General features: G+C 59.5%; 16 protein-coding genes. 4 read left to right on the top strand and 12 right to left on the bottom strand.

Features of this window, described 5'->3' with window-relative positions:
- Positions 1–7: 7 nt before the first annotated feature.
- Positions 8–817: an ABC transporter substrate-binding protein gene (locus GUC22_RS21320; protein ID WP_004099328.1), complete on the bottom strand. Its 810-nt coding sequence runs from the start codon at positions 815–817 to the stop codon at positions 8–10.
- 313 nt (positions 818–1,130) lie between these two features.
- Between GUC22_RS21320 and GUC22_RS21315 the strand changes: the two genes are divergently transcribed.
- Complete coding sequence (locus GUC22_RS21315) at positions 1,131–1,313, top strand: hypothetical protein (protein ID WP_004129481.1); 183 nt, start codon at positions 1,131–1,133, stop codon at positions 1,311–1,313.
- A 107-nt stretch (positions 1,314–1,420) separates the two neighbouring features.
- Here GUC22_RS21315 and GUC22_RS21310 read toward each other — a convergent pair whose 3' ends face one another.
- Genes GUC22_RS21310 through GUC22_RS21290 form a run of 5 tightly spaced genes read right to left on the bottom strand, consistent with a single transcriptional unit; the run spans position 1,421 to position 5,953 of the window.
- Positions 1,421–2,116 (bottom strand): ABC transporter ATP-binding protein, encoded by a 696-nt coding sequence (locus GUC22_RS21310; protein ID WP_004129484.1) that lies wholly within the window; start codon positions 2,114–2,116, stop codon positions 1,421–1,423.
- Positions 2,109–2,891: an ABC transporter ATP-binding protein gene (locus GUC22_RS21305; RefSeq protein WP_024359093.1), complete on the bottom strand. Its 783-nt coding sequence runs from the start codon at positions 2,889–2,891 to the stop codon at positions 2,109–2,111. The genes GUC22_RS21310 and GUC22_RS21305 overlap by 8 nt, the downstream gene beginning before the upstream one ends.
- A complete protein-coding gene (locus GUC22_RS21300) occupies positions 2,878–3,927 on the bottom strand; it encodes a branched-chain amino acid ABC transporter permease (protein ID WP_004133743.1) in 1,050 nt (349 codons plus the stop codon). The genes GUC22_RS21305 and GUC22_RS21300 overlap by 14 nt, the downstream gene beginning before the upstream one ends.
- The gene (locus GUC22_RS21295) at positions 3,927–4,826 is read right to left on the bottom strand and encodes a branched-chain amino acid ABC transporter permease (protein WP_004129493.1); all 900 of its coding nucleotides are present in this window, start codon (positions 4,824–4,826) and stop codon (positions 3,927–3,929) included. Before GUC22_RS21295 ends, GUC22_RS21300 begins: the two co-directional genes overlap by 1 nt.
- Positions 4,827–4,846: 20 nt before the next feature.
- Complete coding sequence (locus tag GUC22_RS21290) at positions 4,847–5,953, bottom strand: ABC transporter substrate-binding protein (RefSeq protein ID WP_024359092.1); 1,107 nt, start codon at positions 5,951–5,953, stop codon at positions 4,847–4,849.
- Between GUC22_RS21290 and GUC22_RS27320 the strand changes: the two genes are divergently transcribed.
- Entirely contained in the window at positions 5,946–6,089 is a 144-nt protein-coding gene (locus tag GUC22_RS27320) for a hypothetical protein (protein WP_162685300.1), read from the top strand. The two genes, GUC22_RS21290 and GUC22_RS27320, sit on opposite strands and share 8 nt — an antisense overlap.
- Before the next feature lie 259 nt (positions 6,090–6,348).
- Here GUC22_RS27320 and eutC read toward each other — a convergent pair whose 3' ends face one another.
- From eutC to GUC22_RS21270, 4 genes are all read right to left on the bottom strand, one after another.
- On the bottom strand, positions 6,349–7,125 hold the full coding sequence (eutC, locus tag GUC22_RS21285) for an ethanolamine ammonia-lyase subunit EutC (protein ID WP_024359091.1): 777 nt from the start codon (positions 7,123–7,125) through the stop codon (positions 6,349–6,351).
- Positions 7,122–8,510 (bottom strand): ethanolamine ammonia-lyase subunit EutB, encoded by a 1,389-nt coding sequence (locus GUC22_RS21280; RefSeq protein WP_049087353.1) that lies wholly within the window; start codon positions 8,508–8,510, stop codon positions 7,122–7,124. Before GUC22_RS21280 ends, eutC begins: the two co-directional genes overlap by 4 nt.
- 11 nt (positions 8,511–8,521) lie before the next feature.
- The gene (eat, locus tag GUC22_RS21275) at positions 8,522–9,901 is read right to left on the bottom strand and encodes an ethanolamine permease (protein ID WP_004133736.1); all 1,380 of its coding nucleotides are present in this window, start codon (positions 9,899–9,901) and stop codon (positions 8,522–8,524) included.
- Positions 9,902–10,209: 308 nt separating this feature from the next.
- Positions 10,210–11,592, bottom strand: a complete 1,383-nt coding sequence (locus GUC22_RS21270) for a glycoside hydrolase family 28 protein (RefSeq protein ID WP_082237555.1) — start codon at positions 11,590–11,592, stop codon at positions 10,210–10,212.
- A gap of 229 nt (positions 11,593–11,821) precedes the next feature.
- Between GUC22_RS21270 and mmuP the strand changes: the two genes are divergently transcribed.
- Together mmuP and mmuM are read left to right on the top strand one after the other, a co-directional pair.
- Positions 11,822–13,228 carry an S-methylmethionine permease gene (mmuP, locus tag GUC22_RS21265; protein ID WP_024359090.1) on the top strand — a complete coding sequence of 469 codons (1,407 nt, stop codon included), beginning with the start codon at positions 11,822–11,824 and terminating at the stop codon, positions 13,226–13,228.
- Positions 13,215–14,147 carry a homocysteine S-methyltransferase gene (mmuM, locus tag GUC22_RS21260; protein ID WP_004133731.1) on the top strand — a complete coding sequence of 311 codons (933 nt, stop codon included), beginning with the start codon at positions 13,215–13,217 and terminating at the stop codon, positions 14,145–14,147. Before mmuP ends, mmuM begins: the two co-directional genes overlap by 14 nt.
- An 89-nt stretch (positions 14,148–14,236) precedes the next feature.
- On the opposite strand, the gene fbpC is transcribed toward mmuM, so the two are convergent.
- A complete protein-coding gene (gene fbpC, locus GUC22_RS21255) occupies positions 14,237–15,283 on the bottom strand; it encodes a ferric ABC transporter ATP-binding protein (RefSeq protein ID WP_160183756.1) in 1,047 nt (348 codons plus the stop codon).
- A gap of 11 nt (positions 15,284–15,294) precedes the next feature.
- On the bottom strand, positions 15,295–17,373 hold the full coding sequence (locus GUC22_RS21250) for an ABC transporter permease (protein ID WP_160183755.1): 2,079 nt from the start codon (positions 17,371–17,373) through the stop codon (positions 15,295–15,297).
- Positions 17,374–17,396 lie beyond the last annotated feature (23 nt).

Genomic DNA, 17,396 nt, shown 5'->3' with positions numbered 1-17,396 from the left:
TTTCTGCTTATTTAGCTTCGATAGTAAAGGCGCGCGGCTGCGGGGTTTTGGTGCTCGGGCCAAACCAGACGTCGTAAATTTTTGCCGCTTCACCGGATTTTTCCAGCTTGACCAGCTCGTCATTTACCGCTTTCAGCAGGGCCGGTTCGCCTTTCTTCACGCCGACGCCAATCTCTTCTTTACTCAGCAGGTCGGGGATGATTTTGAAGTTGGCCTTGTCGGGCGCTTCCGCCAGCAGTCCGGCGAGGATGGTGCTGTCCTGGGTAATGGCCTGTACGTTGCCGTTGCGCAGGGCGGTCAGCGCCAGCGGAATGTCGTCATAAGAGAGTACGCGCGATTGCGGGAAACGCTGATGCAGCGCCTGTTCGCCGGTAGTGCCTTTTACCGCGCCGATGCGCGCTTTGCTGTAATCATCAAGCTTATCCGGGGATTTCGCCGGGACGAGGAACTGCTGGCCGGTCACGAAGTAAGGCGTTGAGAAATCAATCACCTGGGCGCGCTCCGGGGTGATGGTGATATCGGCGACGATCAGGTCGGCCTTACCGGACTGCAGCAGCGGAATACGGTTGGCCGGGTTGGTGGCGACCAGCTCCAGCTTAACGCCGAGAGATTTCGCCAGCGCTTCGGCGAAGTCCACGTCGTAGCCGACGATTTTATGCGTTTTCGGGTCTACCGAGCCGAACGGCGGGTTGGCGTCGAAGGTGGCGACTTTGACCACCCCGGCGGCTTTGATATCGGCTAATTGATCGGCCTGAGCCTGCGCGGCGAGCACCAGCATGCCCAGCGCCAGCGCGATTTTTGTTTTTGCAATGCGCATAGTTTTCCCCTGAATCCCTGTTTTGTTTTGTGTTTATCACGCTCCCACAAATCGCCCGTCGGCGGCAAAGAAGAAAAAGTTCTTATCTATAACGAAAAAGAACTTAACAAATCTGTGGATATTGTTTACCCGCATGGGGCTACCAAACTGGGGAAAGTAGCCCGGACAGGTGCGCAGCACCACCTCCGGGAAGATCCTCTCCCCCTTAATATGCATCCCACAGAATTACAAATCCGGAATTGATATTTCCCGCCCGCCGTCAACTGTGGTTGAAATAGACCCAGGCAAAAACGCTTCCCGACGGAGGAGAAAAATGAAAGTGGCGCTGTGGCAACGCATAACGGGCTGGCTGGCTTCTTTATCTGGATCTGGCGGAGAAGCCGGGCAGCAGGATACCCAACGCATTATGGAGGCGATATTACCGGTCGCCAGTCTCTACGGAATTGAGCTTGGCAACGTAGAAACAAGGTGGTTTCGCCATGATAAAACATACTGAGCGGCGCAGGACGCGTGAAGCCTACTGGAACGAGGTGTGCTTTGTGTAGCGCGAGGCTGTTTGCGGTTGCGGCGACGCAGGAAGCGATGCCGCAGCCCTGAACAGCTTTATCCCCCAAGATACATCCGCTTAATCTCCGGATTCGCCAGCACCTCCGCCGCCGGGCCAGAGAGCATAATCTTCCCATTCTCCAGCACATAGGCGCGATCGGCGATGGTCAACGCCGCCGTGGCGTTTTGCTCCACCAGCAGCACGGTAATATTCTCCTCCCGCAGCTGCTTAATCGTTGCGAACAGCTCACCGACAATTTTCGGCGCCAGTCCGAGGCTTGGCTCATCGAGCATCAGCAGTACCGGCTCGCTCATCAACGCTCTGGCGATCGCCAGCATCTGCTGCTCGCCGCCGCTCATGGTCCCCGCCATCTGGGTACGCCGCTCTTTCAGCCGGGGAAACAGACTGTACATGCGATCGCGCAGGCGGGGAAAGCCGGCGAGGTTGTTGTAGGCCCCCATGCGCAGGTTTTCTTCGATGGTCAGGTTGGTGAAGATGCGTCGCCCCTCGGGCACCAGCGCCAGCCCCTTACGCACAATCTGATGCGTCTGGCTGCGGGAAATATCCTCGTTGAGAAAATTGACCCGCCCGGTGGAACGCACCAGGTTGACGATCCCGTTGAGGGTGGAGGTTTTCCCCGCGCCGTTACTGCCGATAAGGGTCACAATCTCCCGGTCGTGAATATCAATGTCCACCCCTTTCAGCCCCTGAATCACGCCGTAAAACACTTTTAACTCGCGCGCGCTAAGCATAACGAACGTCCCCCAGGTAGGCGGAAATCACGTCCGGATCCTGAATGGCTTCGGACATCAGGCCGCTGAACAGCGGTTTGCCGTACTCCAGCACCATCACCCGCTCGCACAGCTTGTTGACGAACGGCATATCGTGCTCGATCAGCAGCACGCTGAGCCGGTAGTCGTTGCGCATGCGGAAGATCAGATCCGCCAGATCTTCCGTTTCTTTCGGGTTCATTCCGGCGGCGGGTTCGTCGAGCAGCAGTAATTTTGGCGACGTCGCCAGCGCGCGGGCGATCTCCACCTTGCGCTGGTTGCCGTAGCTGAGGTTGGTGGCCTGCACGTCGGCGAAATGGGCGATGCCGATATCGTCCAGAATCGCCATCGCTTTGGCCTTTGCCGCCCGCTCGGCGGGGAAGTAGCGGCCAATATGCAGCGCCGCTTCCAGCAGCGAATAGCGGCTGGCGCTGTCGAGGCCGACCATCACGTTTTCTAATACCGTCATCGAGTTAAACAGGCGGATATTCTGAAAGGTGCGGGCGATCCCGGCGTTGACCACCCGGTTCGGCTTCAGCCCTTTTAGCGATTTTCCCGCCAGGGTCACGCTGCCGCTGGTCGGTTTATAGTTGGCGGTAATCACGTTAAACATCGTGGTTTTGCCCGCGCCGTTAGGGCCAATCAGGCCAAAAATTTCCGCCTCGTCGACGTGGAAACTGACGCTGTCGATGGCCCGCAGGCCGCCGAACTGCATGGTCACGTCCTGTACCTCTAAAATGACCTTATTTTGCGCCATAGCCGCGGCCCCTTTTGCCCACTTGCCAAATCTCTTTTTTGCCCAGCAGACCTTCGCGGGCGAACAGCATGATGATCAGCAGCAGCAGCGAGAACACCACCATTCGCAGCCCCGGATACGCGCCCAGATCGTGACCGAAGAACTGGAGCGGCTGGTCGAGAAAGCGCAGCCACTCGCCGCTGCCGACCACCAGCACGGTGCCGAGCAGCGCGCCGGTAGTGCTGCCCAGGCCGCCGAGCACGATAATAATCAGCAGCTGGAAGGTGAGCATAAAGTCGAACAGGCCCGGCGAGATGGTGGTCAGCAGCGAGGCCAGCAGGCCGCCGCCGATCCCTTCGAAGAAGGCGCTGGTGGCGAAGGCGCAGGTTTTAATGCGAAACGTGTTCACCCCCATGGCGATAGCGGCGTCTTCGTCGTCGCGCACCGCCTTCATCATTCGCCCGTACTTCGACCACACCAGCTGCAGAATCATCCCGGTCGCCAGCAGGGCGAACAGTCCGCACCAGAACAGCAGGTGCGGCTGCTGCGGGATGTCGTTGAGGCCAATCGCGCCGTTGGTGATCTGCGGGTTGTTGATAGCGAGGATTTTAATGATAAAGCCGAAGCCGAGGGTCACAATCGCCAGGTAGTCGCCGCGCACGCGGAAGACCGGCAGAGCCAGGCACACCGCCAGCGCCGCCGCGCACAGGCCGCTAATCAGCAAGGCGGGCAGGAAACCGGCGTGCAGCACGAGGATCCACGGGCTGGGCGCGGCCATCTCAAACATATCCAGCTTGCTGTCGCTGGAGAGGATCAGCAGGGCGGTGACGTAAGCGCCGACCGCCACAAAGCCGTTGGGCTCCAGCGACAGCTGCCCGGTCACGCCGTTGATCAGGTTGTAGCTGACCGCGAGGATCATAAAGACAAAAATAGTGCTGATGACGCGAATAATGTAGTCGTTGAAGACGACGTTGATCCCGGCCAGCAGCGCGACGCAGAGAACAATAATGACCAGGTTGCGCAGCTGCGCCCCGGCGGTAGTCGTAGCGTTGAGCATCAGAAACGGCTCCTTTCCAGACGTTCATCGCCCATAATGCCAACCGGGCGGAACAAGAGGACCAGAATCAAGAACATAAAGGCAAAGGCGTCTTTGTAGCCGCCCAGCTCGGGAAAGAGGGCGACCGCCACCACTTCGGTAAAGCCGAGAATAAAGCCGCCGAGTACCGCGCCGGTGACGCTGCCGATCCCGCCGAGTACCGCGGCGGCGAACGCCTTCAGGCCAATCAGTACCCCCATCAGCGGGTCGATGGTGGGGTAGCTGATGGAGTAGAACACCCCGCCCAGCGCCGCGAGGCTGCTGCCGAGGGCGAACACCAGTGAGATAATGCGGTTGGCGTCGATACCCATCAGGCGCACGGTATTGACGTCGAAGGCCACCGCGCGGATCGCCATCCCGTAGCGGGTACGGTACAGCAGCCAGAGGATCGCCAGCAGCAGCAGGACGGTAATCAGCGGCACGATCCACGCCACGTTGGTGATAATCACGTCGCCAAAGGCGCGGGTGTTATTGAAAAAGTCCGGTGCGGAAAAGAAGCGCGAGCTGCCGCCAAACAGCACGTTGAACAGGTTTTCGAGGAAGAAGCTGACGCCGATGGCGGTGATCAGCATTGAGATTTTGGAGGCCTGGCGCAGCGGGCGATAGGCTACCCGGTCGATCAGCATCCCGAACAGGCCGCACAGCGCGAGGGTCAGGAAAACGGCTACCCCGAAGGGTAGCCCAATGGAAGAAAACAAAAACAGGGTGGTAAACGCCCCGACCATCATCACGTCCGCATGGGCGAAGTTGATCAGGCGCAGCACCCCATAAACCATCGTATAACCGATGGCAATCAGGGCGTACATGCCCCCAAGGCTCATTCCATTGACCACTTGCTGGAGAAAAATGGCACCATCCATCTGATATCCCTTATAAAACCTTAAGGATTAACCACGGTACGAAACGCCAGCTTGCCATCCTTCACTTCGTTGATGACCGCGCTGCGGATAGCGTCGCCGTTTTGTAACGTCAGCGTGCCGGTCACGCCCTGGAAGTCCTTAGTGGCGCGAATTTTTTCGTTAACGCAAACCCGGTCGTGCGGGTCGCTGCACTGGTTCATGGCGTTGATAATGACGTTATAAGCGTCCGCCGCCATTGCGCCCCAGGTATGGGTCGGCTGCTGGTATTTGGCTTCCCAGGCTTTGATAAACACCTCGCCCGCCGGCGTTTGCTCTTTGGCGTTCGGCGAGTAGTAGTCGGTGGTCATATAGCCGTTGACCGCGTCTTTACCAACGTCAAAAAAGACCTGATCCGCCGCCAGTCCGTCGCCGCCGACCACCGGTTTGCTCAGCCCCAGCTGTTTAGCCTGTACGGCGATGAGCGCCCCTTCGGTGTAGTAAATCGGCATATAAATCATGTCGACGTTCTTCGCCTTCACGCTGGCCAACTGGGCCTTAAAGTCTTTGCTGCCGCCAGGGGCCTGAACTTCGATAGGTATGGTGCCGCCGTTTTTCAGGAACTGCGTGCGGAAGGCCTTCGCCAGGCCGACGGAGTAGTCGTTGCTGCTGTCGAAGACGATGGCGGCGGTTTTGGCCTTCAGATCGCGCGAGGCGAGGTTAGCGCCGACCACGCCCTGGAAGCTGTCGGAGAAGCAGACCCGGCTGACGTAAGGATGGTTGCGGGTGACGCGGTCGTTGGTGGCGGTTGAGGAGACCAGCGGCGTTTTGCTGTCGTCGGCGATTTTGGTCATCGCCAGGGTATTGGAGGAGGTGACTTCGCCGATCACCGCGTCGACTTTATCGCTGGAGACCAGGCGCTGCATGGCGTTAGCGGCTTCGACCTTGTCGCTCTTATCGTCAATCACGATAAGCTTCACGGTGTCGCCGTTTTTTAACGTCGGCGTAATGCTCTGGATAATATCCAGCCCTTTTTGCGAAGGCTGACCGTAGCCGCTCAGCGCGCCGCTCAGCGGCAATACCACGCCGATTTTAATTTCAGCCGCCTGCGCGCTGCTGGCACCGACCCACGCGGCAACCAGCGTGGCCATTAAAGACGCTTTCCCGGAAAACTTGTTCATTGCTACCTCACCGTCGGTCGATTATTTATCTTTAACCATCAATGACTGCATAACATTGAAAAATAATTCGCCAGCGTACCCGGCGAATTATTGGCTGTTATGTTGAATAGATAACGAGATATATTTAATGCGCAGAATTACCTTACAACGTCCGTTTCATTTTTACTCATGCAATATTCTTATTACCTGCAGGAAAGGGCATAAGGCTGATGACAACCCTGTTTTGGGTACGCTGAACGCATTTTGCCGGGTGGCGGCTGACGCCTTACCCGGCCTGGAAATCCGCAATTTCAGTGCGCGCCAGAATATAATATTCAGGTGCGCCCGATAATATTAAAAATCTATTCTGCTGCTCGCGTGACTTATTATTTTAATTGGCTCAAAGGTTTTATTTTTCCATGTAGCGCCGGATTATCGCTTTCATCTTTCAGGCGCACCCCGGTAAGCCGCCGCAAAAAGGCCTGCTCCAGCAGCCAGGCCAGCTTAAAAGCGGCGGCATCAAAGCTCAGCCCTTCCGGACGAATATTAGAAATACAGTTGCGCTCCGACTCCAGCCGCTGGCGATGCGGCTGCCAGGTTAAATACACCCCGAGGCTGTCCGGCGAGGAGAGCCCGGGCCTTTCGCCAATTAATATCGCCACCGCTCTGGCCTTCAGCGTTTCGCCTATATCATCGCCGAGCGCGACTCGCGACTGGTGCGCCAGCACCACCGGGGCGAGGCTCAGCCCGAGGGTTTTCAGGTACGGCAGCAGAGCGCGGATCAGCGGCACCGCCTGGCGCTGCACGGCGTACGACGATAGCCCGTCGCCAATCACCAGCAGCAGGTCGGCGGGGCGTGCGCCGCTGGCGGCGAGGTCGGCGCGGCTCTCCTCGTTCAGCTGTCGCCCGAGATCCGGGCGATTCAGATAAATATGGCGATCGCTGGCGGCGCTACGCACGGTCAGCGTCGACAGCCCCAGCTCCGCCAGCGGCTGGACTAACTGGTCGCTGGCGAAAGGCTGGTGGATAGCGTCGCGCGCCCGGGCGTGGGCGAGGCCGAAATTCAGCACTTCGCGGGTTGGCAGGCTGGCGCCGCTGCGGCCCAGCGCAATCCGCGCATCGGTAAATTCGCGCAGCGGGTTCCAGGCGTCGGGAGGGTTCATACCGGTTCTCCTTGCGGCAGGACGGAAAGCAGCGGATGGCGGGCATCGGTCAGACGCAGCGCGCCGTGGCGGTCAATAATCTGCATCTTCGTTAGCCAGTCGGCGAACTCAGGCGCATGTTGCAAACCCAGCAGACGGCGGGCGTAAAGGGCATCGTGGAACGAGGTGCTTTGGTAGTTGAGCATAATATCGTCAGCCCCCGGCACGCCGATCAAAAAGGTCAGTCCGGCGGCGCACAGCAGCGTCAGCAGGGTATCCATATCGTCCTGATCCGCTTCGGCGTGATTGGTGTAGCAAACGTCGCAGCCGATAGGCAGCCCCATCAGCTTGCCGCAGAAATGATCTTCCAGCCCGGCGCGGATAATCTGCTTACCATCGTACAGATACTCCGGGCCGATAAAGCCCACCACCGTATTGACCAGCAGCGGCTCGAAATGGCGGGCGACGGCGTAGGCGCGGGCTTCGCAGGTCTGCTGATCAACGCCGTGGTGGGCGTTGGCGGAAAGGCAGCTGCCCTGGCCGGTTTCAAAATACATCACGTTGTTGCCCAGCGTGCCGCGGTTCAGGCTAAGCGCCGCTTCTTTGGCCTCCTGCAGCAGCGCCAGATTAATGCCGAAACCGCTGTTGGCGGCTTCGGTACCGGCCACCGACTGAAACACCAGATCCACCGGCGCGCCGCGCTCAATCAGCTGCAGGGTGTTGGTGACGTGGGTCAAAATGCACGACTGGGTGGGGATGGCGAAGCGCTGAATAATATCGTCGAGCATATGGTTAAGCTGCGCCAGCACCGGCAGGCTGTCGCTGGCCGGGTTAATGCCGATCACCGCGTCCCCGGCGCCGTACAGCAGGCCGTCGAGCATGCTGGCGGCGATGCCTTTCATATCATCGGTCGGGTGATTGGGCTGCAGGCGCACGCTCAGGCGCCCCGGCAGGCCGATAGTGTTGCGAAAACGGGTCACCACCCGGCATTTGCTGGCGGCGAGGATCAGATCCTGATTGCGCATCAGCTTGCTGACCGCGGCGGCCATCTCCGGGGTTATCGCGCGGGCGACCTGGCGCAGCGCCGCTTCGTCGGTGGCGTCGTCGAGCAGCCAGTCGCGAAAATCGCCGACCGTCAGATGACGAATCGCCGCGAAGCCCCGGGCGTCGTGGGTATCGAGGATCAGCCGGGTCACCTCATCCTGCTCGTAGGGGATCAGCGGATTATCGAGAATCTCGGTGAGCGGAACCTCCGCCAGCGCCATTTTTGCCGCCATCCGCTCTTCGGCGGATCCGGCGATAACCCCCGCCAGCGCGTCGCCGGAACGCGCGGGAGAGGCTTTCGCCATCAGCGTTTTCAGACTATCAAAGCGCCATACCTGGCCCGATAGCGTAGTTTTATACATGTGTCGCCTCCTCAGGAGACCGTACGCAGCTGCGGATCCACCGCCGCGCGCTGGCGGGCCGCTGCGGTCTTGCGAAACCACAGATAGCCGCCGAGCATCATGGCGGCGAAAATCAGCGCCAGCAGCGGGTTGTACCAGACCATCGCCACCAGGCAGAGTACCGCCATCGCCAGGGCGAAGGCCGGCGCCCATGGATAGAGCGGCGCGCGGAACGGTCGAATCAGCTTCGGCTCGCTGCGGCGCAGTTTAAACAGCGCCGCCATCGAGGTGATATACATAACAATAGCGCCAAATACCGACATCGTGACGATACAGGCGGTCAGCGGCATCCCGCTAATAGTGATCAGCGAATCGGAGAAAATGGCGGCGATGCCGACCACGCCGCCGGCGAGGATCGCCAGATGCGGCGTGCGGGTGCGGCGGTTCAGCGTCGCCAGGCTGGCGGGGAGATAGCCCGCGCGCGCCAGCGAGTAAATCTGTCGCGAGTAGCCCATGATAATGCCGTGGAACGACGCCACCAGGCCGAACAGCCCCAGCCACACCAGCATATGCAGCCAGCCGCTGCTGTTGCCGACCACCATTTTCATCGCCTGCGGCAGCGGGTCGTTAATATTGGCCAGGGTTCGCCAGTCGCCCACGCCGCCGGCAAAGATCATCACGCCAATCGCCAGTACGGTCAGGGTCAGAATGCCGCCGCCCAGCGCCCGAGGAATGGTGCGCTGCGGATCTTTAGCCTCTTCGGCGGCCATCGATGCACCTTCAATCGCCAGAAAAAACCAGATAGCAAACGGGATGGCGGCAAACATGCCCGGCAGCGCCAGGCCGCTGAAGCTCTCCGCGCCCGCCCAGCCGTTAGCGGTAAAGTGGCTCCACGAGAAGCCCGGCGCGACCACGCCCATAAATACCAGCAGCTCGAAGATCGCTAATAACGTCACCACCAGCTCAAAGGTGGCGGCAATGCCCACGCCGAGAATATTCAGCGTCATAAAGATAATATAGGCGCCGCAGGCTACCCATTTGGGGTCGAGCGCCGGAAACTGCACGTTAAGGTAGGCGCCGATGGCCATGGCGATGGCGGGCGGGGCGAAGACGAATTCAATCAGGGTCGCGAAGCCGGCGATAAACCCGCCGGTCGGGCCAAAGGCGCGGTAGGCGTAGGCAAATGGCCCACCCGCATGCGGAATGGCGGTGGTCAGCTCGGTAAAGCTAAAAATAAAGGCGCAGTACATCGCGGCGATGGCCAGCGCGACGATCATAAAGCCCAGCGTCCCGGCCTGGGACCAGCCGTAGCTCCAGCCGAAATACTCCCCGGAAATAACCAGCCCAACGGCGATCCCCCATAAGCGGAAACTGCCGAGCGTTCTTTTTAGCGTTGTGGTTTGCTCTGTCATGTTCGTTGCCTCGCCAGATAAAGATATCGGGAGAGTTGCAAAGAGAATGCCAGGGCATACCGCTGATAAACGCGGCGGTTTAAGAACCTATCCCATTAGGGCTATCTTATTTGCCAGTTTGGCCCTGGGCAGTGCTCAGAGTCCTCACGTACTACGTGTACGTTCCGGTTCTTGCGCGCTGTCCGTGTGCAAACTGTCTGCAACGATTACGCCTGTTGGGATAGGCTCTACGCCAACGAGGATCAAAAAAGGGGCAGACCGCGCCCGGCGGAAGAGTCGCCGTGGTGCAGCTGCCCGCAAATGTGGCGTTACTGGTGCACGATGGCGCCAGCGTCTTTTTGAATTACCGGGCCTGCTTTCACCTGCAGGTTAAGTCCTTTACTCTCCAGCTCGGCGTTGCGAATGCGCAGGCCGCGGTCGGCTTCAATATTGACGTTGCTAAAATGGAAACCGCTGAGCGGCGCTTCCGGGGTACCGATAATATAGGCCGCCGCTTTGCTGTCGCCGGTGGAGGTTAAATTCTCAACGGTGATATTGCTGAAGTGCGGGGTCTTGTATTTGTCGAAGGGCTGTTTCGGGTCGCTGTCCGGCGGATAGATCTGCTCGCCGAGGGTAAAGCCGCCCGCCTGCAGCAGCTTATCGACCTCGGCCTGCACAATCGGCGCGGCTTTGTAATAAGCGGAGAACACCAGCGGCACCTCAACGTTATGCATTCTGATGTTGCGGTAGACGATATTTTTTACCTCGCCGCCTTTGCCGCGCGGGCTTTTAATCCGAATGCCGTACATCGAACCTTCGAAGGTATTGTTTTCCACCAGCACGTTATTCACGCCGCCTGCGCTCTCGCTGCCGATGGAGATCCCGCGCCCCTGCTTCAGAGTGTTGTTGGCGATATAGATGTTATCCACCACGCCGTCCGGGAAGCGCGGGTCGGCTTTCTCCGCCTTGATGGCAATATGGTCGTCGTTACAGTCGATATAGTTGTTGGTAATACGGATATTCTGGCTATCGATAGGGTCGATGGCGTCGGTGTTTGGCGCATGCCACGGTGAAAGAATACGCGTGCCGTTGATATCGACATCGTGCGCGTAGCGGGTGACGACGTGGAAGCTGGGTGAATGGGTGAGGGTCACGCCGTCAATAAGCACGTTGCTGGCTCGGGTGATATAAATCAGCCGCGGCCGGTCGGTACCGCCTTTCTTGCCGGTGGCGCGGATATTTTCCCGCCAGCGCTCCCACCATACCGCGCCCTGGCCGTCGATAGTGCCTTCACCGACGATGGCCACGTTTTGCGCGTCGGCGATGCTGATAAACGGCAGCCAGCCGTTCTCCGCTTCGGCGTATCGGGTTTTATCATCGCCGCGATAGGCGGCCTCTTCGGTTGAGGCCACCAGGGTGGCGTCTTTCTCCAGCTTAAGCTGAATATTGTTTTTCAGAAACAGCGGGTTGGTCAGGAAATTGCCTTTCGGCACCCGCACCGTTCCCCCTCCGGCGGCAGCGCAGTCATCAATCGCTTTTTGAATGGCATCGGTGTTGAGCGCGATTTGCAGCCGGTGGCCCTCTGCGCCGTAGTGGGTGATATCACAGACTTTATCGGGAAACTTCACGGAACTCGCGGCCTGAGCGGCGTGCAGCGGTAGAAGGCCGACGGCGGCAGCGGCGGCCCACAGAGGCAAAGCGCGGGGTATCATGGCATTATCCTTTTCTGGTTTATTGTTTTGTAAAATTATCACCAGTGTTTTGATTTATTGAGTGCGGCGATCACGGTTTCTCTTTTGTCGTTATTCTGCCCATAAGTGGCGATGATGATTTGGGCGAATGCATAGATGACAGGCCCGGCGGCTTTGCAATTTGGCGACAGGCGGGGTATAAGGAATCTCTTATCTGGATGTTTAGATGTCTATACGCCCATGGGGTCAAATGCAAACAACACAACAACAAGGTGGGCAGCTTAAGCGCACCATGAAGACCCGCCACCTGATCATGCTGTCGCTGGGTGGCGTTATTGGCACAGGGTTATTCTTTAATACCGGCTATATCATCTCCACCACCGGAGCGGCGGGCACGCTGCTGGCCTATCTGATCGGCGCGCTGGTGGTCTGGCTGGTGATGCAGTGTCTGGGCGAACTCTCGGTGGCGATGCCGGAAACCGGGGCGTTTCACGTCTACGCCGCACGCTATCTCGGCCCGGCGACCGGCTATACCGTGGCCTGGCTCTACTGGCTGACCTGGACCGTGGCGCTTGGCTCCAGCTTCACCGCCGCCGGATTCTGCATGCAGTACTGGTTCCCGCAGGTGCCGGTATGGGTCTGGTGCGTGGTGTTCTGCGCGGTGATTTTCGCCCTCAACGTTATCTCTACCCGCTTCTTTGCCGAAGGTGAATTCTGGTTCTCGCTGGTGAAAGTGATCACCATTATTGCCTTTATCATTCTCGGCGGGGCGGCGATCTTTGGCATTATTCCGATGCAGGATGGCTCGCCGGCGCCGGGGCTGCGCAATATCACCGCCGAAGGCTGGTTCCCGCACGGCGGTCTGCCGATCCTGATGACCATGGTGGCGGTCAACTTCGCTTTCTCCGGCACCGAGCTTATCGGCATTGCGGCCGGGGAAACGGAAAATCCGCATAAAGTCATTCCGGTGGCCATTCGCACCACCATCGCCCGGCTGATTATCTTTTTTATCGGCACCGTCTTCGTGCTGGCGGCGCTGATCCCGATGCAGCAGGCGGGGGTAGAGAAAAGCCCGTTTGTGCTGGTGTTCGAAAAGGTCGGCATTCCTTACGCGGCGGATATTTTTAACTTCGTGATCCTGACGGCGATTCTGTCGGCGGCCAACTCCGGCCTCTACGCCTCCGGGCGGATGCTGTGGTCGCTCTCCAATGAAAACACGCTGCCGGCCTGTTTTACCAAATTGACCAGGAACGGCGTGCCGCTGACGGCGATTTCGGTGAGCATGCTCGGCGGCGTGCTGGCGCTGTTCTCCAGCGTCGTGGCCCCGGATACGGTGTTTGTCGCGCTGTCGGCGATTTCCGGCTTTGCGGTGGTGGCGGTATGGCTGAGCATCTGCGCCTCGCACTTTATGTTCCGCCGCCGTCATCTGCAGCAGGGGAAGGCGCTAAGCGAACTGCACTACCGCGCGCCGTGGTATCCGCTGGTGCCGGCGCTGGGATTTGTCCTTTGCCTGGTGGCCTGCGTGGGTCTGGCGTTTGACCCGAGTCAGAGGATTGCGCTGTGGTGCGGGATCCCGTTCGTGGCCCTGTGTTATGGTGCGTATTATCTGACTCGTTCACGGAAACTCACCCAGGAGCCTCAACATGTCGCAGAATAATCCGTTAACCGCCCTCCTTGACGCAAGGCCCTTTATCCTGCTGGACGGCGCGATGGCGACGGAGCTGGAAGCGCGCGGCTGTAATCTTGCCGACAGCCTGTGGTCGGCGAAAGTGCTGGTCGACAACCCGGAGCTTATCCGCGAAGTTCACCTCGACTATTTCCGCGCCGGCGCGCAGGTGGCGATCACCGCCAGCTATCAGGCGACGCCGGCGGGCTTTGCCGCCCGCGGGCTGGATGAAGCGCAGTCGAAAGCGCTGATCGGCAAAAGCGTCGAGCTGGCCCGCAAGGCGCGGGAGGCGTACCTGGCGGAAAACCCGCAGGCGGGCGCGCTGCTGGTTGCCGGTTCGGTCGGGCCGTACGGCGCCTACCTGGCGGACGGCTCGGAGTATCGCGGCGATTATCTCCGCAGCCATGAAGAATTTCAGGCGTTTCATCGTCCGCGCGTGGAAGCGCTGCTCGACGCCGGGGCCGATCTGCTGGCCTGCGAAACCCTACCCAACTTCGCCGAGATTAAAGCGCTGGCGGAGCTGCTGACCGCGTATCCGCGCGCGCGGGCGTGGTTCTCGTTTACCCTGCGCGATGCGCAGCACCTCAGCGACGGCACGCCGCTGCGGGAAGTAATTGGTGTGCTGGCAAACTATCCGCAGGTGGTGGCGCTGGGAATTAACTGTATCGCGCTGGAGAACACCACCGCCGCGCTGGCGCATCTGCATAGCCTGACGGCGCTGCCGCTGGTGGTTTATCCTAATTCCGGCGAGCACTATGACCCGGTCTCCAAAACCTGGCATCACCACGGCGAAGCCTGTGCAACGCTGGCGGGATATTTACCCCAGTGGCTGGCGGCGGGAGCGAAGCTGATTGGCGGCTGCTGCCGCACGACGCCGAAGGATATTGCCGAATTGAACGCGCAGCGTTGAGTTTGCGCCGGGTGGCGGCTGATGCCTTACCCGGCCTACAACCTGCACGAACCGTAGGCCGGCTAAGCGTGAGCGCTACCCGGCCTCAATCACCAGGCATCCGCTAACACAAACATCCCGTACGGATGGATTTCGAGATAATAGTGCTCGCCGACGTCCGGCTGCAGACGGGTGGCGTTAACCTGCAATAAGATCTCCTGCCCGTGCCACTCTACCGTCACCTCATACTGCGGCCCCATATAGGCCACGTGGCGGATCGTGCAGCGCTGGCTCTCCTCGCCGCGATCGCTCAGGGTGATCGCCTCCGGGCGGACGCCGACGCTGCCCTCGCCGTGGGCGGCAAAATGCGGCGGCCTCGGCAGCCGATAGCCATAAATATCGACAAAATCCTCGCTGAAGGCGGCCGGGAACAGGTTGGCGTCGCCCATAAAGCTCGCCATAAAGCGCGACGCGGGCTGGCGGTAAAGCTCCTGCGGCGAGCCGATCTGCATGATATGCCCCTTGTTCATCACCAGCACGGTATCGGAAACCGCAAAGGCTTCGCTCTGATCGTGGGTCACGTACAGCGAGGTGATATCAAACTGCTTTTGCAGTTCGCGGATCTTATCGCGCATGCTGCGCCGCAGGTTGGCGTCGAGGTTACTCAACGGCTCGTCAAACAGCAGCACCTTCGGCTTGAGGATCAGGGCGCGCGCCAGCGCCACGCGCTGCTGCTGGCCGCCGGAGATCTGATCGACATAGCGGTCTTCGAATCCTTCCAGATCGACCATCGCCAGCGCCTCTTTCACCCGCGCTTTCACGTCGCCGCGCGGCACGCCAAGCATTTTCAGGCCGTAGCCGACGTTATCCCCCAGCGACATATGCGGGAACAAGGCGTACGACTGAAACACCATACAGATATCGCGCTGCTGAATGGAGCGATGGGTGACGTCTTCACCGTCGATGTAAATCTGCCCTTCGCTCGGTTTTTCCAGCCCGGCCACCAGGCGCAGGATGGTGGTCTTGCCGCAGCCGGAAGGGCCGAGCAGCGTCACCATTTGCCCCTGCGGGATGGTGAGGTTGATATTGTCGATAACCATGTTGCTGCCGAATCGCTTGGTGACGTTGCGCAGCTCAACAAAATTTTTCTGACTCATAGAGCGCTCCATTACGCCTGGTTTTTGGCTTTTGAACGGGAGATACGCGCTTCCCCGATCAGCCAGTCAAAGAGGAAAATAATCGCCAGCATCACGACGATCAGAATCGATCCGTAGGCGATCGCCACGCCGTATTCGCCGTCTTCCACCCGGTTGAGGATATAGGCGGTAGCGACGCGGGTGTCCGGCGTCACGAGGAACACAATGGCGCTGACGGTGGTAATGGCGCGCACAAAGCTGTAGATCAGCGCCGAGAGGATCGCCGGGCGCAGCAGCGGCAGCAGGATATGCGTAATGGTGCGCAGGGAACCCGCGCGCAGGCTGAGCGAGGCTTCGTCGAGCGATTTGTCGATCTGGCCTAAACCGGCAATGCCCGCCCGAATGCCCACCGGCACGTTACGCATCACCATCGAGATAATCACTATCGCCGCCGTTCCGGTGAGGTACACCGGCGCGCTGTTAAAGGCGAGAATATAGGAGACGCCCGCCACGGTGCCCGGCACCGCGAAGCACAGCATGGTGGTGAACTCGATGGTCTTTTTGCCTTTAAACTGCTGACGCACCACGATCCAGGCGATCAGCAGGCCGAAGGCGGCGGTGATCGGCGCGGCGATCCCGGCATACAGCAGAGTATCGAGCAGCGAAGGCCAGGCGCCGTCGCTCATCCCCTGGCCGAACAGCTTGATAAAGTTATCCAGCGTCAGGGTGTAGTCCACGCCCCAGTTAACGGTAAAGCTGCCGTAGAAAATGCTGCCGTAGAGCAGGGCATTGAAGGCGATCCACACCGCCAGAATGGCGATCACGCTCCACACCAGGGTCACCGGCAGCGGCTGCACGTCGCCGCGATAGGACTTGCCGGAAACCGTGACGTACGAACGCTTGCCGATCCACATATACTGAATGCAGAACACCAGCAGCGAGAACAGCAGCAGGAATGCGCCGAGGGTACTGGCGGCCTGATAATCGAGCTGCGAACCGGTGATATAGAAGTAGATTTGCGTCGCCAGCACGTCGAAGTTGCCGCCGAGCACCAGCGGGTTGCTGAAGTCGGCCAGCGACTGGACGATGACGATTAAAAACGCGTTCGCCAGCGCTGGTTTCAGCAGCGGGACGAAGACGCCGTTGAAGGTCTGCCAGCGGCTGGCGCGCAGGGTGTACGACGCCTCCTCCAGCGATGGATGAATGGTCTTAATCGCGCCGTCGAGGATCATAAACGCCATCGGGGTGAACGCCAGCACCTGCGCCAGCCAGATGCCGGTAAATCCGTACAGCCAGTTGGTGTTGGTTAAGCCGAACCAGTCGACCATCAGTTCGGTAACGTAGCCGGAACGGCCCATCATCAGGGTGACGCCGAGGCCGACGACAAACGGCGGGGTGACGATCGGCAGAATCGAGAAAATGCGGCCGATAATCGCGCTGCGCTTCGCGATGCGGGTGGTGTAAATCGCCAGCACCAGGCCAAAGAAGGTGCAGCCGACGCCTACCGCAATTGACAGGCCGATCGAGTTAATAATGACCTGGACAATATGCGCCTGCGACAGCACGGCCATAAACGCCAGCGGAGCAAATTCGCCCGCGTCGTTGGTGAAGATCGGGATAAAAATAGCGATGCTCGGCCAGACGATAAAGACGCCGATTAACGCCACGATGGCGACCAGCGAACCGATCACAAAGCGGTCGCCGCCCAGCCATTCCAGGCGGGTGAGCGCCAGGGTCATGATGGCCCCCAGCGCGACAAACAGCACGATGGTGGCGTAGCCTAACCCGCGGCCTTCCACGGTGGCGCTGACGACGATAAACGCCATACATAAAAACGCCCAGCCGGCATCGAGATAGTGGCGGCTGCGCTGCTCCCGCCTCGCCTCCTGCCATGGACGAATCAGCAGCAGGCTCGGCAGCAGATACCACAGCCAGCTGATATTCAGCTGTGACCAGCCGTAGGCCGCGAGAATTTCATCGCTCGTGGACTCCAGCAGACCGTAATCCAGGCTCCAGCTCGGCAGCAGGGCAAACGCCAGCCAGCCGAATAAAACCCAAAGGAATATCGCATCCCGCTTTTTCACGGGATGGAGTGCAAGTGTGTGTGACATAAGTTTTCCGGTGTCGTAGGCCG

It is taken from the genome of Klebsiella sp. MPUS7 (assembly GCF_009905335.1).
GTDB lineage: Bacteria > Pseudomonadota > Gammaproteobacteria > Enterobacterales > Enterobacteriaceae > Klebsiella > Klebsiella grimontii.
Note: the sequence above shows the minus strand (reverse complement) of the source record. Positions and strands in the feature narration are given on the sequence as shown.